19 protein-coding genes and 1 tRNA gene are annotated in these 21,818 nt (G+C 61.9%); 8 read left to right on the top strand and 12 right to left on the bottom strand.

Annotated elements, in window-relative coordinates; genetic code table 11:
• Positions 1 to 208: 208 nt before the first annotated feature.
• On the top strand, positions 209 to 727 hold the full coding sequence (locus tag ACQR13_RS11695; RefSeq protein WP_315827680.1) for a winged helix-turn-helix transcriptional regulator: 519 nt from the start codon (positions 209 to 211) through the stop codon (positions 725 to 727).
• A 53-nt stretch (positions 728 to 780) separates the two neighbouring features.
• On the opposite strand, the gene ACQR13_RS11690 is transcribed toward ACQR13_RS11695, so the two are convergent.
• From ACQR13_RS11690 to ACQR13_RS11660, 7 genes are all read right to left on the bottom strand, one after another.
• Positions 781 to 2,457 carry a long-chain-fatty-acid--CoA ligase gene (locus ACQR13_RS11690; protein ID WP_316201268.1) on the bottom strand — a complete coding sequence of 559 codons (1,677 nt, stop codon included), beginning with the start codon at positions 2,455 to 2,457 and terminating at the stop codon, positions 781 to 783.
• A 63-nt stretch (positions 2,458 to 2,520) separates the two neighbouring features.
• Entirely contained in the window at positions 2,521 to 3,723 is a 1,203-nt protein-coding gene (locus ACQR13_RS11685) for an ABC transporter substrate-binding protein (RefSeq protein ID WP_434862846.1), read from the bottom strand.
• Positions 3,724 to 4,357: 634 nt separating this feature from the next.
• On the bottom strand, positions 4,358 to 5,788 hold the full coding sequence (locus ACQR13_RS11680; protein WP_316201272.1) for an aldehyde dehydrogenase family protein: 1,431 nt from the start codon (positions 5,786 to 5,788) through the stop codon (positions 4,358 to 4,360).
• 113 nt (positions 5,789 to 5,901) lie between these two features.
• Positions 5,902 to 6,360, bottom strand: a complete 459-nt coding sequence (locus ACQR13_RS11675) for a 4-oxalocrotonate tautomerase family protein (protein WP_316191995.1) — start codon at positions 6,358 to 6,360, stop codon at positions 5,902 to 5,904.
• A gap of 151 nt (positions 6,361 to 6,511) precedes the next feature.
• Positions 6,512 to 8,119 (bottom strand): DUF2306 domain-containing protein, encoded by a 1,608-nt coding sequence (locus ACQR13_RS11670; protein WP_434862845.1) that lies wholly within the window; start codon positions 8,117 to 8,119, stop codon positions 6,512 to 6,514.
• A 173-nt stretch (positions 8,120 to 8,292) separates the two neighbouring features.
• Complete coding sequence (locus ACQR13_RS11665) at positions 8,293 to 8,952, bottom strand: TetR/AcrR family transcriptional regulator (RefSeq protein ID WP_316191997.1); 660 nt, start codon at positions 8,950 to 8,952, stop codon at positions 8,293 to 8,295.
• Positions 8,953 to 9,211: 259 nt separating this feature from the next.
• Entirely contained in the window at positions 9,212 to 10,120 is a 909-nt protein-coding gene (locus tag ACQR13_RS11660; protein WP_434844473.1) for an FCD domain-containing protein, read from the bottom strand.
• 101 nt (positions 10,121 to 10,221) lie between these two features.
• Here ACQR13_RS11660 and ACQR13_RS11655 point away from each other — a divergent pair, with 101 nt between their 5' ends.
• From ACQR13_RS11655 to ACQR13_RS11635, 5 genes are read left to right on the top strand one after another with little or no spacing between them, the layout of a single operon-like run.
• Positions 10,222 to 11,157, top strand: coding sequence for a hydroxymethylglutaryl-CoA lyase (locus ACQR13_RS11655; protein ID WP_434844472.1), 936 nt, complete (start codon positions 10,222 to 10,224; stop codon positions 11,155 to 11,157).
• Positions 11,157 to 12,374 carry a CaiB/BaiF CoA transferase family protein gene (locus tag ACQR13_RS11650; protein WP_316191999.1) on the top strand — a complete coding sequence of 406 codons (1,218 nt, stop codon included), beginning with the start codon at positions 11,157 to 11,159 and terminating at the stop codon, positions 12,372 to 12,374. Before ACQR13_RS11655 ends, ACQR13_RS11650 begins: the two co-directional genes overlap by 1 nt.
• Before the next feature lie 49 nt (positions 12,375 to 12,423).
• Positions 12,424 to 13,470, top strand: coding sequence for an ABC transporter substrate-binding protein (locus ACQR13_RS11645; RefSeq protein ID WP_434862844.1), 1,047 nt, complete (start codon positions 12,424 to 12,426; stop codon positions 13,468 to 13,470).
• Positions 13,467 to 14,315: an ABC transporter ATP-binding protein gene (locus ACQR13_RS11640; RefSeq protein WP_316201285.1), complete on the top strand. Its 849-nt coding sequence runs from the start codon at positions 13,467 to 13,469 to the stop codon at positions 14,313 to 14,315. Before ACQR13_RS11645 ends, ACQR13_RS11640 begins: the two co-directional genes overlap by 4 nt.
• Positions 14,316 to 14,330: 15 nt before the next feature.
• Positions 14,331 to 15,182 (top strand): ABC transporter permease, encoded by an 852-nt coding sequence (locus ACQR13_RS11635; RefSeq protein ID WP_315714186.1) that lies wholly within the window; start codon positions 14,331 to 14,333, stop codon positions 15,180 to 15,182.
• A gap of 43 nt (positions 15,183 to 15,225) precedes the next feature.
• Here the strand turns inward: ACQR13_RS11635 and ACQR13_RS11630 are convergent, their stop codons facing one another.
• The 3 genes from ACQR13_RS11630 to ACQR13_RS11620 all read right to left on the bottom strand — a co-directional run bounded on the left by ACQR13_RS11630 (position 15,226) and on the right by ACQR13_RS11620 (position 18,172).
• The gene (locus ACQR13_RS11630; protein ID WP_316169296.1) at positions 15,226 to 15,354 is read right to left on the bottom strand and encodes a hypothetical protein; all 129 of its coding nucleotides are present in this window, start codon (positions 15,352 to 15,354) and stop codon (positions 15,226 to 15,228) included.
• A gap of 746 nt (positions 15,355 to 16,100) precedes the next feature.
• Positions 16,101 to 17,300, bottom strand: a complete 1,200-nt coding sequence (locus ACQR13_RS11625; protein WP_315714184.1) for a hypothetical protein — start codon at positions 17,298 to 17,300, stop codon at positions 16,101 to 16,103.
• Positions 17,297 to 18,172 (bottom strand): DUF6502 family protein, encoded by an 876-nt coding sequence (locus tag ACQR13_RS11620; RefSeq protein WP_315714183.1) that lies wholly within the window; start codon positions 18,170 to 18,172, stop codon positions 17,297 to 17,299. Before ACQR13_RS11620 ends, ACQR13_RS11625 begins: the two co-directional genes overlap by 4 nt.
• Before the next feature lie 101 nt (positions 18,173 to 18,273).
• Between ACQR13_RS11620 and ACQR13_RS11615 the strand changes: the two genes are divergently transcribed.
• Complete coding sequence (locus tag ACQR13_RS11615; RefSeq protein WP_316201287.1) at positions 18,274 to 19,494, top strand: glycosyltransferase; 1,221 nt, start codon at positions 18,274 to 18,276, stop codon at positions 19,492 to 19,494.
• Between the two features lie 1,334 nt (positions 19,495 to 20,828).
• Here the strand turns inward: ACQR13_RS11615 and ACQR13_RS11610 are convergent.
• Positions 20,829 to 21,269 carry a helix-turn-helix domain-containing protein gene (locus ACQR13_RS11610; protein WP_316169300.1) on the bottom strand — a complete coding sequence of 147 codons (441 nt, stop codon included), beginning with the start codon at positions 21,267 to 21,269 and terminating at the stop codon, positions 20,829 to 20,831.
• On the opposite strand from ACQR13_RS11610, the gene ACQR13_RS11605 reads away from it, so the two are divergent.
• The gene (locus ACQR13_RS11605) at positions 21,255 to 21,548 is read left to right on the top strand and encodes a hypothetical protein (protein WP_316193222.1); all 294 of its coding nucleotides are present in this window, start codon (positions 21,255 to 21,257) and stop codon (positions 21,546 to 21,548) included. The two genes, ACQR13_RS11610 and ACQR13_RS11605, sit on opposite strands and share 15 nt — an antisense overlap.
• On the opposite strand, the gene ACQR13_RS11600 is transcribed toward ACQR13_RS11605, so the two are convergent.
• A tRNA-Met gene (locus ACQR13_RS11600) sits at positions 21,543 to 21,619 on the bottom strand. The genes ACQR13_RS11605 and ACQR13_RS11600 overlap by 6 nt on opposite strands.
• Between the last annotated feature and the right edge of the window lie 199 nt (positions 21,620 to 21,818).

The following is a 21,818-nucleotide window of genomic DNA, read 5'->3' as shown; positions in this document are numbered from 1 at the left end:
AAGTGGTCATGTTTGGTCCGCACGAACCCTATCGCCAACTCTCATACAGTTCTAAAAACGAACTGTCAATAAACTGGCAGTTTCTGCTATTTTGGCCCAGATCGGTTAGAGGTTGTTTGGAACGTAGTCCCTATCTAGAATGGTTCTTGAAAAGACGGTTGCGTTGGCGATTCGAGCGCCCCGTCGCTGGAAGAGTGGAGAAGTACGAATGAAGTGGGATGCCCTCGAGGAAGAGCCATGTTCACTGGCACGAACCATAGGTGTAATTGGCGACCGTTGGACCCTTCTGATTTTACGCGAATGCTTTCTGCGCACCCGACGATTTGAAGGCTTCCAGTCTGCGCTCGGGATCACGCGCCATCTGCTTGCCGAGCGGCTGAAGAAGCTGGTGCGGAACGGCGTGTTGCGGCGAATTCCGTATCAGGATTCACCCAAGCGCCATGAGTACATCCTGACGCAAAAGGGCCTCGATCTCTATCCGATCATGATGGCGCTCGTCCATTGGGGCGACACGCACATGGTCGACGAACGCGGGCGACCTCTGCTGCATGAGCATAAGAAATGCGGCAAGGTCTTCGATCCCGTAATGGTGTGCTCGGAATGCGGCGAACCGCTGTCGGCGAAGGAAGTTCATACCCATCCGGGCCCCGGCGCGCGCGCGAAGCTCGAGAAGGCCTCTCCCGAACAGAAGCCGAGCAAGGCAAGGACCCGCAGACAAGCAGCGTGATCCCGGGCGTTTGCCTTTCGGCGGGGACTGGCGACGGCTCGATGAGGTTCGCATCACGATGCGTTGCTCTGCGCTGAAGTGCCCTGTGGCACTCTTGCACTGTCCCCTCGCGCTGGCGCGGAATAATGCCCTGAGAAGCGTTGGCGTAGCTCCATCTTCTGGATCTTGCCCGTCGCGCCATAGCTGAGCGCGTCAACGAAGACGATATCGTCAGGCATCCACCATTTGGCGATTTTGTTGTCCAGATAGGCCCTGATCGATTGCGCCGTTACGGTCGCTCCGGATGTCGGCACGACGATAAGCAGCGGTCGCTCCTCCCATCTCGGATGAGGAACGCCGATCACGGCCGCCTCCGTGACTCCCGGGCATCCCTTCGCCAGGTTTTCCAGGTCGATGGACGAAATCCATTCACCGCCTGACTTCACAACGTCTTTGGCGCGATCGGTCAGCTGGATGTAATTATCATCATCCATCACAGCGAGATCCCCGGTATTGAACCAGCCGTCCTCCAGCAGGGGCTTGTCCTCCCCGTAGTAACCGCTGATGATCCACGGTCCACGCACCATCAATCGGCCGCTGGATTTTCCGTCGCGTGGCATCTCACTGCCCCGCTCGTCAGCGATCTTGATGTCGACGCCGTAGATCGGCTGCCCCTGGCTGGTCTTGCGTCGAAGCCGATCCTGCGGGGAAAGGCTCGCCGTGCGTCGCGACGGCTGCGAAGACGTACCGCAAGGACTCGTCTCAGTCATGCCCCACAGATGGTTGACCGAGACGCCCAGGCGCTCAAGACCCTCGATCAGGCTAGGCGCGGGCGCCGAACCGGCAACTATGATGCGCTCGAGCGTCCCAGCACCGGTACCCCTGGACTCTAAGTACTGGAGCAGGTTTGAATAGAGTGTCGGGACCCCGGCGGTCATGGTCACGCCCTCCCTGTCGATCAACTCCGCAATGGCGGCGCCGTCCATTTTGGGTCCTGGCAGGACCAGCTTGGCACCGACCATGGGAGCTGCATGGGTCAAGCCCCAGGCCCCGTTCGCGTGAAACATCGGGGTCATCGGCAGAAGCGTGTCGCGCGGCGCAATGCCCATTGCGTACGCACCGCAGATGCAGAGGCAATGCAGGATATCCGATCGATGCGAGTAGAGAACGCCCTTGGGATTGCCTGTGGTCCCCGACGTGTAGAACAGGGAGGAGGCCGAAAGTTCGTCGAATACCGGCCATTCAAACTCCTCCTTTCCCAAGTCCACGAATTCCTCGTAGCACAGCAAATTCGGCAGCGTCGTCCTTGGCATGCCGGCTCGATCCGCCATCAGGACAAACATCTTCACGGAGGAAAGCCCGGCCGCCAGCTTCTCCACGAGGGGAAGAAACGAGCTGTCGAAGAACAGGATCTTGTCTTCGGCGTGATTTGCAATGTAGCTGATCTGATCCGGGATAAGCCTCGGGTTGATCGCATGCCATACTGCACCGATTCCCGTGACGCCATGCTCGATCTCGAAATGCCTGAACGTGTTCCAGGCAAGAGTTGCGACACGATCGCCCTGCAAGATGCCATGGCGGGTCAAAGCATCGGCAAGCTTTCTGGTGCGACGCGCCGCATCCCCATACGTATAGCGATGAATCGAGCCCTCCACGGTGCGCGAAACGATCTCCGTCCGCGAATGGAAGCGCTCCGCATGCTTCAAGAGCGAGGACAGCAGCAAAGGCTGATTCTGCATCAATCCTTTCACGATAACCTCATTTCAGCTGCAGCGATTGACGCCACCGGCGTTAGCGAGACACCACCAACCTCATCACTCCGAGCTGGCATCGAGAACCTCGCTGAATTGATCCCACCGCGTCCCGGTCCAGCGCTGCAGCCTCATTTGCGTGAAATTCATGTTGATCTTGTCGCTTGTATTGACCGTGATCCCAGGCAGCAGCGTGGGAAGCGCGACGTTCTTGAGGTTCTTGGCCTGCCCGATGATATTTTCGCGCGACAGATCGTTCCCACACTGCTTGAGCAGGCGTTCGAGCAGCATGCCTTGCGTATACCCGAACAGATAGTTCGTGTCGGCGATATCGATTCCGGGCAAATACCGCGCGACAAATGCTCGAAAGCTCTTCATTCCGTCGTTGTTATCCCACTGCGAGTCGGTCGGGTCCATCGCCACCGTTCCAACGATGACGCCTATTGAATTATCGAGACCTGCGGGCTTCAGCGTGGCGCCAACCGAGCTTGATGGGTAGTTCAGTACGATCATCGGTTTCCAACCGATTTCGGCAGCTTTGCGGATTGCCTGTGCCGCGAACTTCGGGGTACCAGCCACCAACAATGCCTCGGCGCCCGAACTCTTGAGACTCACCACCTGCGAATCCACCGTCGGCTCGCTGACTTCGTAGGCAATTGCGACGACCTTCTTGTCGAACTCGTCTTTAAGGACCCCCTTGAAAGCGTTGAGGTAGTCCTTTCCGAGATCATCGTTCTGATACAGGATCGCGTACTTCGCGTTCGGCAGCGTCTTGGTCAGGAACCTGGCGTAGATTTTCCCTTCGGTGTCGAAGCTGACCAGACTGGTCGTCGTCAGCGGAAACTCCGCCACATTCGTGAACTTGTTCGATCCCGAGACGATGCCGATCGCCCGCACGCCCCTCGACTTCAGATACTTTGCAGTGGCCGAGTTGCCGGGCGTGCCGAGCTGGCTGAACATGAAGGCCACTTCATCGCTTTCGACGAGCCTTCGCGCATGCTCAACCGCTTTTGGTGGGCTATAGGCATCGTCATACGCTATGTAGTTGACCTTTCGGCCGTTTACTCCGCCGCGGTCGTTAATCGACTGGACATACGCGAGAAGCCCTCGACCAACGAGACCGATCGACGAAGCAGGACCGCTAAAGGGAAAGATGCCCCCGATCCTGATCTCCGTTGGCGTGATCCCCGGCATATCAGCAGCAGAAGCCGATGACCCGAACGCCAGAAGCAGCACCGCGAAAGCAGACCTGAAGAGCCCCAGCATCACTTCCTCCCAAAAATGAGGATTGCATGCCCGAGTGGCACGATCCAACAAAGCGCGGCCTTGATCGACCGTCGTTCCTCGCCGATCTAACGTTCTTTTTTGGAACTAGTCAAGCCGCTCGAGTCTTCCCCTCGATCGCCAGAGCGGGACGCATCCGCTCAAGCTCACGACCACCTAGGCGCACGCTCGCTTCGGCTAAAAAACGCAGAATGAGGTCATCTTTAAACTATTTACTTGTTGCAGCCCGCGACTATGCGTGTGCTGCCCCCTGACCCACCGTACCTCCTGGAGGCTCGCCTTCGAAAGCTGATTTCAATTCTTTTATAGAACTAATTCGGGTCCGACCGGTGGCGAGCAGACGTTCACGCTTTTACGCGCCGCAGCCAAGCCACATCTCTCGATTTTGATCGTCCATACCGACTTCGGTTGGCTACTTCGGACGACTAAAGTCGCCGCCGAAAGGCTCGCCCACGATATGAGTTCCCCTCAACGACCATGCGAGGGCTCGGCTCGACTACTACGGACTGGACGAGCCGGCGCCGCGCGTTCATCTCCGACCGTGCACGCAACGACCGCCGGCTCTGCTGCTGGGACCTACTGCCGCCGAACGGTTTCGACGCAACATTCGATCCTGTCAGTCCGCCGTTGCATGAATGACAGCCTTGGTCTCGAGGAATTCACTGAAGGCGAGTTCGCCCCATTCACGACCGTTACCGGACATTTTGTATCCGCCGAAAGGAGCTTCGGTATCTTCTGACGCGCCATTAATATAGACCATGCCCGCTTGAAGTCGGTCAGCGACAGCCCGGGCCTTTTCAATGCTCGCCGATTGCACATAAGCGCCGAGCCCGTACACGGTATCGTTGGCGATTGTTACTGCGTCGTCGACGTCCGTGTAGCCGATGATGGCGAGAACAGGTCCGAAAATTTCCTCACGCGCGATGGCCATGGTGTTTTCAACGTCCGCAAACACCGTGGGCTTGACGTAGTATCCGACCTTCATATTTTCCGGGCGCCCCATACCGCCTGTAACGAGCGTGGCGCCCTCATCTATCCCCGTCTTGATCAACCGCTGGATTCGATCCCACTGGCGTTCGGAAACGACGGGACCCATGTCCACGTCCGTTTTTGGGTCGCCATAAGTGATCGATGCCACGACCTGTTTTGCAATTTGCTTGGCTCCTTCCATCTGGTTCTGGGGAACCAGCATCCGGGTCGGCGCATGACACGTCTGCCCCGAGTTGAGCATCAGTCGATAAATGTTCTCTGTGATCGCGGTTACGAAATTGGCGTCATCCAAGATGATGTTGGGCGACTTGCCGCCCAACTCCTGATGCACACGCTTCACGGTGTCAGCCGCGCGTTTCGCAACATCAATCCCCGCCGCAGTCGATCCAGTGAAAGAAACCATGTCGACACCGGGATGCGCGGATATGGCGGCTCCGACGGTCGGCCCATCACCGTCGACCAGATTATAGACGCCCTTCGGAACGCCGGCTTCGTGGAAGATCTCCGCGAGGACATGAGCAGTGAACGGGGCAACCTCGGAAGGCTTATGCACGGCGGTGCACCCAGTGGCCAGGGCCGGAACGACCTTGACCATGATTTGGTTGATCGGCCAGTTCCAAGGCGTGATCATTCCGACCACCCCAATAGGCTCACGGCGCACCACTGTGCGCGGTCCCTGCGGATGCTCGAACTCGTAATTCTTCAGGGCATTGATTGCGGTCTGGAGATGCGCAAGGCCAACGCCGGCCTGCAATTCCATCGCGAACTTCGTGGGTGCGCCGAGTTCTTCGGTAAGAGCGGCGCCGAGATCGGCATGGCGCTTCGCGTACACGTTCAAAATGCTGGAAAGGATATCGATCCGCTCCTGGCGGCTGCTGCGGGAGAAGCTGGCAAATGCCGTTCGCGCGGCCTTCACAGCGCGATCGACGTCCGCAGCGGTTCCTAGAGTGATTAGTCCTGCCGGCTGCTCGTTGGCGGGATTGATCACGTGGATCGCGTTGCCACCGAGTGGTTCCACCCAGTCACCGTCGATGTAGAATCGGGTATAGTTACGCATTGAAGACCTTCCCTGATTGACATTTTCGCGTATCGAACCGCCTGCCTCTTGCAGGCAGTCCGAGCGCTATCTGCCGACGAGCCAACCGCGGCACGGGCGTTGCCGCCCTTGTTTCATTTGCCCTTTGTCTGCGGTCCCACGGATTGCATGAAATCGCGATCCGCTGCCGGCAGATTGGCTGTCCACGCCGGTTCATCGCCGGCCTCTGGCAGTACGTGACCAAATTCGATCATCTGCCGCGCTGGAAGCTCGCCGACATATACCCATACGCTGCGGTGATCCGCGGCAGAGGCGGCAACCGCGACGGCCTCTGCCATCAATTTGATCATCCGTGTCTTGTCGATCGCAGCGCGCCCGCCTCGGATGTGACCGTAGACAAACACCTGGTCATGCGTCAGTGGCGCGCCGCCCATGAAGTAGTTCTCAGCTTTCACGTCTTCGAAAATGACTTGCGCGAAGTAGGTCGGCGCTCCCGTCACCTCCGCATGGATCCGCGTGATCTCAGCCGCAATCGCACTCTTCTGCCTGCCCGAAAGGCGTCCCTCGATGCTGGAGCAATAATAGGTTGGCATTGACATCACTCCTTTTTGTAGGTGGCCTCTCCCATCAGGAGAAACCCTCTGGTTATCGCACCAGTTGGACTCGTGGGTCGGGCTCCGCACGTCGCGGCGCGTGGGCGAGGAGGACTCGTCCCCGCCCTTGATGGCCACCGCGGCTCCGGTTTCAGCGAGCCAGTCTGCTTTGGGTTGCTTGTCCATAGGCCGCGTAGATGAAGGCGCCCATTATCGCCACCAACCATTGGCCAGCGAGGGCCAGGCGGAAGATGTGGCCCTCCCTCGCCCACTGTGCGTCAAATCCGGACGCGCCCATGAGCGGCAGTAGAAAGTAGAAGGTGGGCGTAGCCGCGATGCAGGCGAGGACGAATACGCCCCATTCCTTGACCCAGGCCACCTCTCCGCGGCGCAAGGCGAAGGCAAGCAGAACCGCGAACAACAGAGTGGCGGCTCCTCCAATCATGTGCATCGAACCGCCTGCAAGGGTAGCGAAGCTCGGCATACCCATCCGCAGGCCCCAGTACATCAATACAATTCCCGCGACGGCGCCGGAGAACGCCAACGCCCAGGAAGGTGCAGCCAGAGCACCTTTCGGTTGCCGTCGGACGAAGGCGATCCACAGCAGATGCGCTCCGCTCGACAAGCCAACTAACGTCGCCAGCGCGAACGTCGCGCGGCTTACGACATCGCTTGCAATCACGGTGTCATGAAGGTGGATGACACCCGCCGGGACCAATTCTCGGGCGCTGAAAGCCTGCTCCAGCGCGGGGGTCACCATGTAGTATTGAACAACAATGGCGGCGGCTGCGACGAGGGCGGGGAAACTCACGAGCGCGAGGTTGCGTGCAAGACGCGCGCGCTTTTCGGAAGCCGCAGTCATGCTTGCGGACTCGGCCCGTCGAACCGGCTGCACCCAGCGGTTGATCGTAAACAGAAGGTAGCCGACCGTCAAAGAAAGGGGGATCAGCACCCCTGTGACGGCATAATTTGCTTCGGTAAAGCGGATGCCCGGATCCAGCGCGCCAAAAAGCAGCCAGCCGTAACGCTGGATGGGTGTGCTCAGCAAGAGCCCGTAGCTTATGCACATCCAGGCTTGGTGGTTAGCAATCTGCTTGCGCCACAACGCATGTACGGCCATCCAGAGGCTGAACGATATGCCCAGGGCCAGCCCCCACAGTCCCACGTAGAAAAACAGATGATCCAGCGTGTCGGCAACCGACGTGCGCACAAGATGGATCATGGCGGTGATCATCGTGCCCTGCAGTACGACGATATAGATGCCACCGGATATGCGGTGCCACTTGGGAAAGCGGCGGCGAAAAGCGGGCCAGAATTGCAGGCCGCCGAAAAGCATGCATACGCCGCCCAGCAAGGAATGGACCATGAGCATTGCGGCCTTTTCCTTGCTCATGACATTGTAGACGAGGAGATGCTCGGCGATGCTCTCCTTGCCATAAGCATAAGTGGACGAACTGACCGATCCCACCAGCGCGACCGTGCTGCCAGCGTACTCCTCGACTTTTGAGGGAGTATCCACGGCTTGGCCGGCTTCGGCGGCGTTCAGCAGCGCGATGCGCTTTGCAGCAATCTCAGGATTCCCGGCTCCTTTGTAATACGCGATCCCCGCCATAATCGCCGCGAACCCATCAAGGGACGCAGCCAGGAGGAGCGCCAGCGCGATGGCGCGGAGCAGCCAGATGCGCAACGGAATTGCTGGTAGCCGAACAAGCGGCGTCGACCGGCCCTGAGGCGAATCAGGCAGAACTGATACAGCCATACAAATCCTCCCTCTGTTACGAGCGCCAGTTCAGATGCTGGCGTCACTGCTTGAGCAGCCATAACGATGTTATTAACCGACAATAACATCGTTATAGTGCAGACGCAAGGAGTGCTGAATGTCCCTATTCGTTTCAGGGAACGGGCGTAAGGATCAACAGAGAGCGGATGCCCTCACCTGACGCATGGCATCATGGAGGTGACGGCGCGTTCCGGCGTGTCGCCGAGGCCAACCAACATATTTATTGCCATCGGGAAAAGGATCTGTTCGACGCTGTCATCAAAGCGAGCCAAGAGGCCAGCCAATTCGAGGGTAATGAACCCGTGAACGAAGCCCCACAGCTGTACCGCGATGACATTCGGATCATCGTCGCGGATCCGGCCAGCCTCGATAAGACGAGTCGCGGCTCGAACCACATGGCCAAAGGCTTCTTGAAATGCAGGGGATTCCGAGCGAGACAGCGGAGTAGGATCATACTCGATCGCCCGATAGGCTCCTCGAGTTGATAGCCCGAACATGAGATCGTAGAGGTGCGGGTTCTGCCGGGCCACGTCGCGGTAACACAACGCCAAACGGAAGACGTCTGTAACGGGATCATCGGTCTTCGGCGTCGCCTCAAAGGCAGAGGCCAGATATCGGAACCCTTGATCGGCAACTGCGCGCAATAGCTCCGGCATGCCTCCGAAATGGCTGTAAACAGCCATCGTAGAGACGCCAGCCTCATTGGCCACGGACCGAGCTTGAACGGCCGCCGGACCTTGCTCGGCCAGCAGCTTGATCGTGGTATGAATCAACTTGGTGCGGAGATCAGGAAACGCCGTGCCGGTAGCCATAATTGACAGTATTACCACTATCGTTGCGCGCTACAGAAGCTCAAAAGAAAAACCTCAAAAGTGTTATTCGGCGTGCATCACAACGAACTTCTGGCAAACTTCAATCTGTCCCCTCGTATGTCGTCGGGTCCGCCTCGAACGCTTGCTTCCCCTTTGCGGCCCATAGCCGGCTGTTACTCCTTCCAGGAATCGCAATCGAACGGCTCAGAAGTTGCTACTTGCTGTTCCGCTCCGACTACATGCCGCGGAGCCAAAAAGCTCAAGGCAAGCGCGATGATAGCGGACGCTGAAGGTGACTTCGCATCAGCTCGGCGGCATCTTGATTACGTCCTGCTTCGAGCAGATTAAGCAGGCGCAAATGCTCCTCGACGTGCCGGCGCATGCCATCTCGATCGGCAAAGCTGCGATAGGCGAACAGGCGGCGGATCGAGTTCACGCGTCGCAGCGACTCGACGAAGAACGGATTGCGGGCGCCGCGCGCGATCACCTCGTGAAACTCGCAGCCCGACTGATAGACCTCGCCGATCGTCATCTTGTCGAGCTCGCCACCGAGTACGCGCTGCTGATGCTGGCGAAGCTTCGCGATGACGTCCTGCTGAAGCCCGAAGCCGGGCTGCAGAATCGCTGCCGGCTCGATCACGGCCCGGAAGGCCGCAGCCTGGTCCTGGGCTTCTGGGCTCGACAGCGTCTCGGCGAAGCGCCAGCCATAGCCGGGCAGGCGGGCGATCCAGCCCTCGGCCGCGATGCGATCGAGCAGGCGCTGCAGCTCGGTGCGGCTCAGCTCGTAGCGGCGCATCAGCTCGGCCTCGGTGACGTCGGCCTCGATGCGCCGGTCGAGAACGTCGGCCGCGATGTCCGCATAGGCCTGCTCGGCGCGGCTCACCGCGGCGAGCGTCGGGCGTGCCGCACCGCTCGTCGGGTTCTGGGTCAGCACGAAGCCGCGATGGGGCTCGCCCCGCGCCAGCCCCGCCGCCTCCAGGGCCTTCAGCCCGAGCCGGATCGGCGCACGCGACACGTCGAGCGCATCGGCCAGCCTTTGCTCGATCAGGCGGTCCCCGGCCTTCATGCCTTCGCGGCGTGCGAACGCCAGGATCAGGCCGGCGAGCTGCTCGGCGCGGTCGGTCGTGCCCGTCCGTGCAGCGGAGGGCGATGTGTCCCAATCGGTCATGATGCCGAGGAAACCTCTTTCAGCTTGACAGATCGTCGGCCGGATTGTTCTTTATATGAAAAATGTACAATCGAGAAGCGAGCGACGGGGAAGCAACGCCAATGATCCGTGAGCCGGACGTCCATATCTGCGAGGTCGCGCCGCGCGACGGCCTGCAGAACCTCGACATGCTCGTGCCGACCGAAGCGAAGTGCGCGCTGATCGACGCCATCGCGGCCGCAGGGGTGCGCGAGATCGATGCCGGCTCCTTCGTGCCGCCGAAGGTCGTGCCGCAATTCGCTGATGTCGATGCGGTGATGGCCCATGCGCTGTCTCATCGAGAGACGAGGATCGGCGCGCTGGTCCCCAATTTCAAGGGCGCGGAGCGCGCCATCGCCGCAGGCGTGGACAACATCTATTTTGTGATCTCGGCCAGCGAGACCCATAACCGCGCCAATGTCCGCCGTACGGTCGCCGAGCAGGTCGAAGCCTTCCATGCCGTGCGCGCCGCGATCGATGCCCGGCCGGCCGCCGAGCGGCCGCAATTGATGGGCGCGATCTCCACCTCGTTCGGCTGCTCGCTCGAAGGCAATGTCAGCGAGGCGGCGGTCTGCGATCTGGCGCGCCGTTTCGCCGAGGCGGGGGCCGACGAGATCGGTCTTGCCGATACCGTCGGCTACGCGACGCCCACGCTCGTCAAGCAGGTCGTTGCGGCCGTCCGGCGCGAGATCGGGCCGGACGTCACGCTGCGCCTGCACCTGCACGACACGCTCGGCGCCGGCCTCGCGAACGCGGTCGCCGGCCTCGAGGCCGGCATCCGCCGCTTCGATGCCGCGGTCTCCGGGCTCGGCGGCTGTCCGTTCGCGCCGGGCGCACGCGGCAACATCGTCACCGAGGATCTCGTGTTCATGCTCGAGCGCATGGGTCTATCGACCGGGATCGATCTGGACCGGCTGATGCTCACGCGCGAGATCCTGGCCCGTCACATCGCGCCGAAGCACCTCACCGGCCATCTGCACGAGGCCGGCATCCCCAAGGTGCTGCGGAGGGCAGCGTGATGGGCGCGGCCCGAGAGCACGACGCTCCGCTTCGGCCGCTCGAGGGCGTGCGCGTCGTCGAGTTCAGCCAGATGGTGATGGGTCCGAGCTGCGGACTCATCCTCGCCGATCTCGGCGCCGACGTGATCAAGGTCGAGCCGATCAAGGGCGATCGCACCCGTTCCTTCAAGGGACCGGCGGCCGGCTTTTTCGCCACCTACTGCCGCAACAAGCGCAGCATCGCGCTCGATACGTCGACGGCGCAGGGCCAGAATGTTGCGCGCAAGCTGATCGCGCGCAGCGACGTGCTGATCGAGAATTTCCGCCCCGGGCTGATGAAGCGCATTGGGCTCGACTACGAGTCCGTGGCGGCGTTCGCCCCGCAGCTGATCTACTGTTCGCTGAAGGGCTACCTGCCCGGGCCTTACGAGAACCGCCTCGCGCTCGACGAGGTCGTGCAGATGATGGGGGGCCTCGCCTACATGACCGGCCTGCCTGATCGCCCGATGCGCGCCGGAGCCTCGGTCAACGACATCATGGGCGGCATGTTCGGGGTGATCGCGATCCAGGCCGCGCTGGCCGAGCGTCAGCGCACCGGGCGCGGCCGTTACGTGCAGAGCGCGCTGTATGAGAACAACGTCTTCCTGATGGCGCAGGCCATGATGTACGAGGTCGTCACCGGCCAGCCCTCGATCCCCTATTCGATCAAGGACAGCCCGTGGCCGGTCTACGATCTGTTCGACACAAAGGACGGCTCGAAGCTGTTCGTGACCATCGTCGGCGAGGAGCAATGGGTGGCGTTCTGCCGCGCCTTCGAGCGCACGGAATGGCTGGACGATCCGCGCTTCGCCACCGCGCAGGGCCGGGTCGATCATCGCGGCTGGCTGATCCCCGAGATCGCCGCGATCTTCAGGACGTGGGCGAGGGACGATCTCGCCGCGGTGCTGGAGCGGCTCGAGCTGCCCTACGCGCCGGTCAACAAGCCCGGCGACCTGTTCGACGATCCGCATCTCAACGCATCGGGCGGCCTGACCGAGATCCGCATGCCCGACGGCCGTCGCGCCAAGACGCCGGTGCTGCCGGTGTCGCTGGACGGGCAGCGGCTGCCGAACCGCTACGATCCGCCTGATGTCGGCGAGCACACGCGCGACGTCCTGGCCGAGATCGGGCTGCTGCCCGACGAGATTGCCATGCTGGAAGCGGACGGAACGATTTCGCCTGTGAAGCCGCCAGGGTGAGCGGTCACGTCGCACATCGTCGAGAACATAAGAACTGCGGGAGGATTCCATGACGATCACACGGCGCCGCGCGCTCGCGTCCGGCGCGGCCTTCGCGGGCGCTTCGCTGCTGCCAGGACGGCTGCTGGCCGAGACGCGGCCTGCGTCGATCGCGTTCGGACCGGTGTCGCCGGTCTATGCGATTGCAATGATCGCGGAGCTGAAGGGCTACTTCAAGGACGAGGGCCTCGATCCCAAGCTCCTCACCGGCAATTCCGGCACCTTCGGCCGCCAGACGCTCGCCGCCGATCAAGCGCTGTTTGCGCATGGCGACGCCAGCCACCCGCTGCAGCTCACGGCACGCGGCAAGCCGTGCAAGATCCTGCTGGCAACCGAGATGGTCTGCTCCTACGCCAACATCGTGGTGCGACGTGATCTCTACGACAGCGGCATCATCTCGGTCGAGGCGCTCGCCGCCTCCAGGCGCGCCGACGGTGCGAAGCCGATCGTCGCCGCCACGGCGATCGGATCGGGCACCTGGGTCTACGGCACCTATGTGTTCGAGTCGCGCGGCCTGGGCGACAAGGTGAACTGGGTCGCAGGCGGCGGACCGAACACGATGTTTCCATCGCTGCAGACCAAGCAGTTCGACGCCATCATGGCGCCGCCGAGCTGGATCGTCGAGGTCGAGAAGAAGGGCTTCGGCAAGGTGATCTACGACACCTCCAAGCCCGGACTGTTCGAGAAGGATTTCGGCGGCACGGTCCCGGTGCTCGTCATCTACGCCTTGAAGGACACGATCGAGCAGGACGAGGCGCTGGTGCAGGCCTTCGTCAATGCGATCACCCGCGCCATGGCCTGGGTCAAGGCCACGCCGCTCGCCGAGGTGCAGGCGCTGGTGACGCCGAAGTACTTCTCCGGCATCGATCCCGAAGCGGTCAGCGCCGAGCTCGGCTTCGACACCGCCACCTGGGCCTATGACGGCAGCATCGACCCCGCGTCCTATGCACGCGGCGCCAAGCCCTGGTACCGCAAGGGGACGGACATTCCCGAGATCAAGTACGAGGACATCGTCGATCCCAGCTTCCTCGCGGCGGCGAAGGCGAAGACCAAATGATGCCGCCCTCCAATGCAGGCCTCGCCACGGTGCGCGGCGCCGAGAGCCCTGCCGCGGAACGCACCCGGATCGCAGTGCAGGGCTTGATGAAGACCTACAGCACCGGCGGCCGCGAATTCGTCGCCGTCGACAACGTGTCCTTCGATGTGCGGGAGGGCGAATTCGTTGCCCTCCTGGGTCCGTCCGGTTGCGGCAAGAGCACGATCCTCAACATGGTCGCCGGGCTGCTGCCGCGCTCGGGCGGGCGCATCCTGATCGACGGCGACACGGTCGAGACCGGCAAGGTGAATCCAAGGGTCGGCTACGTGTTCCAGCGCGACACGCTGTTTCCGTGGCGGACGGTCGAGCAGAACATCGGCTACGGCCTGGAGATCGCCGGCGTGCCGAAGCCGGAGCGCGCGCAGCGCGTCACCGAGGCCATCGGCAAGGCCGGGCTGCAAGGCTTCGGCCGCAGCTTTCCGCGCATGCTGTCCGGCGGCATGCGGCAGCGCGTGGCGCTGATGCGCACGCTGATCCTCGCGCCGGAGATCCTGCTGATGGACGAGCCGTTCGGCGCGCTCGATACCCACACCAAGCTCGAGATGCACAAGACCCTGCTCGAGATCTGGGAGCGCGAGCGGCAGACCGTGCTGTTCGTGACCCACGATCTCGGCGAGGCGCTGACGCTCGCCAGCCGCATCATCCTGCTGTCGGCCCGGCCGGGGCGCCTCAAGGATGATTTCGAAGTGTCATTCCCCAGGCCGCGCGACCCCGTGAGCCTGCGCGAGACCGCCGAGTTCGGCCGGCTCTATTCCCATATCTGGCATTCGCTCGGCGAAGAATTCCGCCGCACCAAGGCTGACTGAGAAGGCTGACCGATCATGTCGACCCGTCGCGCCGCCATCCTGTTCTGGCAGATCGCCATCCTGGTCATTGTGCTCGTGGTCTGGCAATGGGGCTTCGAGTGGAGCAAGGCGCTGCTGCCCAAAGCCTATGTGCCGAAGATCCTCGATCCCTACTTCGTCGCAAAGCCCTCGCTGATCTGGCAGAGTTTTCTGCGCCTCGGCTGCTTCAGCGACCCCGCCGGAGTCGTCGCCTGCATCGGAGCCACCGACAACAATCTGTGGACCGCGACCCTCGTCACGCTCAAGAACACCTGGTGGGGTTTTCTGTTCGGCGCGCTGACCGGCATCGCCGCCGGCGTGGTGCTCGGGCGGTCGGACTTTCTCGCCCGCGTGTTCGGTCCCTACATCATCGCGCTCAACTCGATCCCGCGCATCGCGCTGGTGCCGCTCGTCATCCTGATCTTCGGTCTCGGCGATCTCTCCAAGATCGCGACCGCATGGCTCGTCGTGTTCTTCGTCGTCTTCTTCAACACCTTCGAGGGCACCCGCGCGGTCGACCGCGACCAGATCGCCGCGGCCCGGCTGCTGGGCGCGAGCGAGCTGACCGTGCTGCGCACCGTCGTCGTCCCGTCCGCACTGGCCTGGGTGTTCGCCTCGCTGCTTCCAGCGGTCTCCTTCGCGCTCGTCGGCGTCATCGTCGGCGAGTTCATCGGCGCCGAGCGCGGGCTCGGCAAGCTGATCATCGAGGCCGAGGCCCGCGCCAATGCGAGCGAGATGATGGTGGCGATCTTCATCATGATGTTCGTCGGCATCCTGCTGGCGCTCGCCGTCCAGTCGCTGCAATCCTACTTGCTCCGCTGGCAGCCGCAGTTCGAGCGCGCGGCCTGACCAAGACGACTGTCCATAGCTCGTCTCGGACTGCTGATCCCGCTCAGCGCACAACCCGAAGGTCAATGAGCTCGCGGCAGAACGTAAGCGCGTAGAGGCCGAGCTTGCACAGATCGCGGCCGGTTCCGACATCGTCACCGTGCACCCGGCGGCGATCGAGCCGGCCGATCATGTCAAGATCTGAGGCCATGTGCAGCGGCCGGACGCTTACATCGGGCGTCTCTCCGCCTTCATCTTCGACGTGATCGTCTCCTCTGTTCGATACTACACGGCTGCACACGAGCGGTCGACAACATAGCATTGGTCCGGCTTCCGTCGTGATCTCGCGGTGATGACATCTGGTGGTCCATCCGAGAGTCCGTGCTCAGCCCCGCCTGCCAAGCGGGCGCACATGTCCTCGTCAGGATCGCGGGGCAACACAGACACAATAGCGCGCTCGACGTCTCAATCGAGTTGTCATCGCCGGCAAGATAGCGTGCTCTCCGCATCCGCTTCGATCCACCAAACGTCTCTCCGCCGATCAGCGGAAACTCAGCCAATCTTCTGTCGTCGCACCGTCTGCGAGACGGCGCTCGCCAGAGCGGCGAGCGCCGTCGGGTTGTTCATATTCTGCTCAGCCGCGGGCTCGTCGCTCCGTGCGTCGCAGAAACATCGCGCGGCGGATCCACCCGCATCGCCACGCCCTTGGGAATCGGGGAGGTCTTCACTACAACCATTCTCGCCCGAAATCGAACACCCCACCCTTTGCAGATCAATTACTTAGCTCGCCAAAAAATCGCAAAATCCCGATTTTCGAGCGCGAATCCGCGAACTCGGGCTAGCTGTTCGCAGCGCAAGTTGCTCGCGATGAATCGCATAGCGAAGCTGGACGACGCTGCGAGCGCGCGCCTCTCGCCCGCTCTGCCATATCTTCGTTGTTCATCGCCGGCCGCGGCCGCCGCCCAGGCCGGGAGGACTGCCGCCGCCCAGGCCGGGAGGACCGCCGCCGCCAAGGCCGGGAGGACCGCCACCGCCAAGGCCGGGAGGACCGCCGCCGCCAAGGCCGGGAGGACCGCCGCCGCCAAGGCCGGGAGGACCGCCGCCGCCAAGGCCTGGAGGACCGCCACCGCCCAGCCCGGGAGGACCGCCGCCTGGCACAGTAGCGCCGCCCGGGACGTCCGAGCCGCCGGGCGTCGCGCCCGGAGTTTGCTCGGATCTCGTACCTTGGATCGAGTCACCCGGAAATTTGTTGACGGACTGGATGGATTCAACCCGCAAGCCACGGGAACTGTCAAAGGTGGCGTTCACGACCACGCGGGCATTGCCTGAGGATGCGAAGCGACTATTGTCATGCGCGACATAGCCCGAGCCGAATTGCAGATAGCTGCCGACGCGGCGGACATAGCCTTCGATCGACAGACGGTTCGCGCCGAAGAAATCAGAGAGGTCGTCAGCCCTTATGCGCGAGATCTGCATCACGCCTTGCGTAACGCGGCCCTCAGCCTGAACACGTTGTCCGACGAGTGCGGCATCGGCGCCGTTGAGTCGCAACCCGCCTATTCGCAGGCCGCCGCGATCACGTTCGAGTGGTCCGGAAACCCGCGTTGTCGCGTTAAGGCGTTGCTCGACCAGGCTTGAGACGATCACGCCGTCGATGCGGCGCACCCCGAAGACCGCGACATTGACGCCCGGATGGCGCCAGCTTTCGTGGCCGGCCGCTATGATCCGCTGGCCCAGCACGGTCATCTCGCCGTCCCTGACGCTTTCGATCGGCCCCATCACCTCGCTGACCACGTTGACGCCGCGGGTGATCAGCGAACCGTTCGCCTGCGGCAGCGCCAGCACACGAGCCAGATGTCCGATCTTGAGCGCCTTCGCCGATACCGGTTCGCCATCGATCCGCACCGGGACGTTCGGCGCATAGCTGATGCGTTGGCCGTTGACGAAAATGCTGCCGAAACGCTGAATGACGCCAACAATGCCGGTGCCGCCGATGCCCTGATCGTGGCCACGCGTGATACCGGTGCCGCCGATACCCTGATCGCTGCCGCGGCGCACCTGCGCCCAGGCGGAGGACGATCCGGCAAGCCAGAGTCCCATAAGCAACGAGCGGCGCGAGATGACGGGCTGCCTGGTCATGACGAGCCGCCTTCGTCAGCATCACCATTCGCCGCGTCGTCCGGACCTTCGCTGTAAATGTAGATGCCGAAATTCCAGCGGTGGTCGCCGCCCTTGTCCCTGGCGAGCGCGCGGTTTGCTTCCCGGTTGGCGATCTTCAGGGCGTCCATGGCCAGTTCGCGCGAACGCCCTTCGAGACGTTTTGCGAGCTTGGCTGAAAGGCCGTCATAGTGCACCGCGCGTTCGAGGAAACGGGGTGCTGGCCCGGATACGTTTTCGGCGGCTGCCGCGATATGATCATGCAGGTTACGGCCGAGATAGTGCCATTTGCGCTCGTCGTCGCCGCGCGGAACGAAGCCGGTATCCACCAACACGATCTCTTCATCGCCGTTGATGGTCACGAGCTCGCGGTCCAGCCATTCATCCAGCACTGCGCGCGGGCGGACATCCTTCGTGATCGAACTGACAAGCTGCTCGAACGAGGGCGCATCGCCACTGGCCATGCGCGGCAAGGGCAGCGGATCGCCGTTCGCGTCCGTGAACTCCGGAGCGGCGAGCCAGCGTGCCATGATCGCGCTGGTCAGCGACAGAGTGGCAGGCGTTTCATTGACCGGCGCACCGGCGCCGCGCAGCCGCGCAACCTCCTTGCGGTGAATTCCGGTGAGCAGACTCACGCGGCTGTCAGTCTGCTCCTTTCCCTCCAGGGCAAAGTCGTGCTCGGCAACATTGACGAAGAGTTCTCGCAACAGCTGAGCCAGCTCAGGAAATGTCATTCCACCGCGGATGCATAGCCGCACCAGCGGGCGCAGCAGGCGCGCCAAGGGCGCGCGCAGGCTCGCCGCCGCAATCGGCTGATGCGAAGCCGACTTCGATCTCCGGGATTTGGCGTTCATGGCGAAATTGTAGCGGCGAGTCCCGTGGGATACAATCCCACTTTTCCGTCGAGATCAATTGACGTGTGAAATTTTCCCACATATAAAGGAGGCGCTCAGTCATGGAGAGTTCGGCCATGCTCGCTCCCTCTCGGCGCCTCTCGGTGCTTCACATCTTCAATGACTGCTATCCCGACCTGTTCGGCGGAGCCCCGTCGGTGATCCGCGACATATGCGCAGGACTGAAAGACGCGTTCACCGCCTGCGTGCTGGTCTGCTCCAAGTCGAACGGGCAACGGCGCATCGTCGTGAACGGCGTTACGATCGAGCGCGTGCGCTCGTTCGGCGATGTAGGTTCGCTTCCGGCCGCGCCGACTTATCCGCTGCGGTTGTGGCGCCAGGTCGCCGATCACGATCTGCTCGCGCTTCATGCACCGTTTTCGCTCGCCGATCTCATGCTCGCCCTGGGGTTGGGCCGCGATCGACCTTTGGTCGTGCACTACCATGCGGACATCGCTTCGCATGCCGGACTGAGGTGGTTTATGAAACCGCTGTTGCGCCGGACGCTGCGGCAGGCGGACGCAATCATCGTGTCCAATGCCATTCTGCTGTACAGCAGCCCGCTGCTGCAGGAATTCGCTGAGAAATGTCACGTCGTTCCGTTCGGCGTCGATGCCTCGAAGTACGATTGGCCAGAGCCGCGCGACAATGACGCTGCCGAACGCGATCGTGGACGGCTCGTGCTGGCTTGCGGGCAACTCGTCCCCTACAAGGGCTTCGATGTGCTGGTGCGAGCGGCGGTCGGCCACCGCTTTGAGGTCTGGATCATCGGCGAGGGTCCAGAACGGGCACGGCTTGAACGAATGATTCATAGCCTCGGCGTCGCGGATCGCGTCCGCCTGCTCGGCTCCGCTCCGAAGGCCAAACTCGCCAGTCTCATGTGTACAGCGGACGTCTTTGTCCTGCCGTCCCTGACCAATGCGGAAACATTTGGCATCGCTCAACTGGAAGCGATGGCGGCGGGACGGCCGATCATCAATACATGGCTTGACACGGCCGTTCCACGCGTGGCGCGCCACGGCATCGAGGCCATTACCGTTCCACCCGGCAATCATGTTCGGTTGGCGGAAGCGATCGAAACATTGCTCCGCGATCCGGAGCGGCGCTGGCGCATGGGCCATGCCGCCCGGCTTCGCGCAACGACGCAATATTCCGTCGACGCCTTCGGGAAAGGAATCGAAACTGTCTATCGCCATGCCGTGACGACCAAGGCATCAAGCCGGTCGACCCTGGCTTCACGTCCCGGAACAATCGGAACGGGTCCGGAAAAACGACATTGCTGAGACTGATTGTGCTGAAACTCGTCGCGCCGGCTCAGCTCGCGATCACGATCCGTGAATAGTCAGGAAGGAGCTACTTATGTACTCGCAAAGCATACCTCTCGTAGAGAATGCGTGGGACGGGCCTGCGCGCGATCCAAACGCCCGATTCGATCCGCGGATTGGACGGCCCATGAAACCGCCTGGCCGTTCTCCTCGCCCCTCCGGCCTCAACGACGACAATATCGCGAGCGACCGGCCGTCGACTGGCAGGCGAACACTCCATACCCTTGCCCGGTTTGTTATTGCAGTTCTCATCGGTATCGGCGCCACCCTTGCCTGGCAGTCCTACGGTGACGCAGCAAGGGACAAGGTAGTGGCCCGGGTTCCATCGCTGGGCTGGTTGTTATCCGTCTCGACGACGAAGTCGCCAGCCATTGCTTCAACTGCCCCGGACCCGATGCAGCAGCTTGAGCCCCTGGCGTTCAATCTCGATGTCGTGCGGCGCAGCGTAGAGCAACTCACCGCCAAGCAAGAGCTGATGGCCCAGAACATTGCGACGCTGCAAGCTGTCGCAGACGACATCAGACAGAGAATGTCGACAACCCCGCCTTCGTCGCTGTCCCAGCAGCAGGCGGCCCCGATCCCGCAGCATAGACTCTCGCAACCCCGGGCGCAGTCATCGACTGTGCAGTCGTCAGTGCCTCGTCCGCTGCCCTCTGCCGGACCCCCCTGCTCTCGCGCTGACGGCCCAGATTGCCGGCGGGCTTCTTATTGATGGGACGTAGACGCGCGCGGCATGACGGTGCGTAAGCTGCGCCTCAAGTCGTGTATCGTGAATTTGTCGATACCCGCTTCCCAGCTCTCGGAAAATGCATTGTGTACCAATGATGGCTTCCGGACAACACGAGGTGGCCCCCTGATTGCCAAGTGATCTTAAGGTTTCCTAGAATCGCCCTCTGTTTCAGCCTAGAGAGGATGTTGCCCCCAACGGGCCGCACCAGTCTCGCACCAGAACGATCCGAACAAGCCGCAACGAACTCAATCGAAATCGAACGAGAACGCAGCAAAATCAACGAAGCCGATCGATAGCTTGCCGCCCATAACGGCCCGGTCGCAGCCCTAGGGTGATAAGGTCTCATGGACGATCAACGCGTTAGCGGGATCAGTACCTACTTCAAATCCTCACGCACCAATACCGCACCAAGCTGGGCCCGGTCGCGCGACTCCCAAGTATAGAGGGCTACTGGCGCTGGCCGATCGGCCGACGTGGCTGGTCTTCACTATAGGGGACAGCCCGAGCGATTGTCGCCAATTCTGCCAGAGCACCCCAGCGAAACGAGCACCAGAGGCTCTGGTCAAGGTTTTAGAAATTCGCTGGGCTCTACGCCGAGCGCCTTGGACAGCTTACCGAGCATCGTCACAGATGCGCTGTATACCCCTGTCTCCAGCTGACTGACATAGCTCCGATCGACTTTTGCTCGGAACGCAAGCTCCTCCTGCGTCCAGCCCTTCCCCGTTCGGAGGCGACGCAAATTCCGAGCAACAGTATCCCGCAAATCGTTCATTCGTGAGCGAAAATCTATTGGCATGCCAAAGCGGTTCGCCTGCTTATCGAGGCAGTCTGTGAAGCGGCCGGCAAACCTGTTCCCGCAATCATACTGGATAATTGAGCTTCTTTTTCTTCGCTGCGGCATCCAGCTGACGCCATCGCCAAGGGGCATGGCGATCCTTCGATTCTCGGCCCGCGGTCCACGGCTCTGGATGCCGATCGGAAGCGGATCATGGCTGAATTGCAAAGCCAGCCCTCCGCTCCGCAGCCGATTGCGCTCCACCCCGTCATTCTTCGGCGATACGAAGAGCAATTGGTGCGGCTCGAAAATGCGCTCGGCAAAGGTGTGAGCGCAGGCGACGAGGAGGCTGCCGAAGCAATTCGAGATCTTGTGGAGACGGTGACGGTGTCGAGAGATGACACGCGCCCGGGCGGGGTCTGTGTTGAAATTGCTGGCCGTCTCAACTCGCTGATTGGCGGGGAGGCATACCCAAGCAGAGTAAAGGGAGTGTGGGAAAGGTGGTAGCGGGGGAGGGACTCGAACCCCCGACCCCAGGATTATGATTCCCGTGCTCTAACCAGCTGAGCTACCCCGCCACGATGTTCGATCAAGGCAAGACCGGTCGAAGCGGGCGCCGGGCCTTGTGAACGGGCGGCATATAAGGAGGCGTCTCCGCCCCTGTCAAGCAAAGCTCGCGGGCAGCAGCGGTTTTCGGACCAGGGGATTTCCGGACGACTCTCCAAGGCCTTGCGCATGTATCCGCTGGTCGTCGAGGGCCACAGGCCGATGTGCGCG

Source organism: Bradyrhizobium sp. HKCCYLRH3059, from assembly GCF_051168035.1.
In the GTDB taxonomy this organism is placed as follows: domain Bacteria; phylum Pseudomonadota; class Alphaproteobacteria; order Rhizobiales; family Xanthobacteraceae; genus Bradyrhizobium.
Note: the sequence above shows the minus strand (reverse complement) of the source record. Positions and strands in the feature narration are given on the sequence as shown.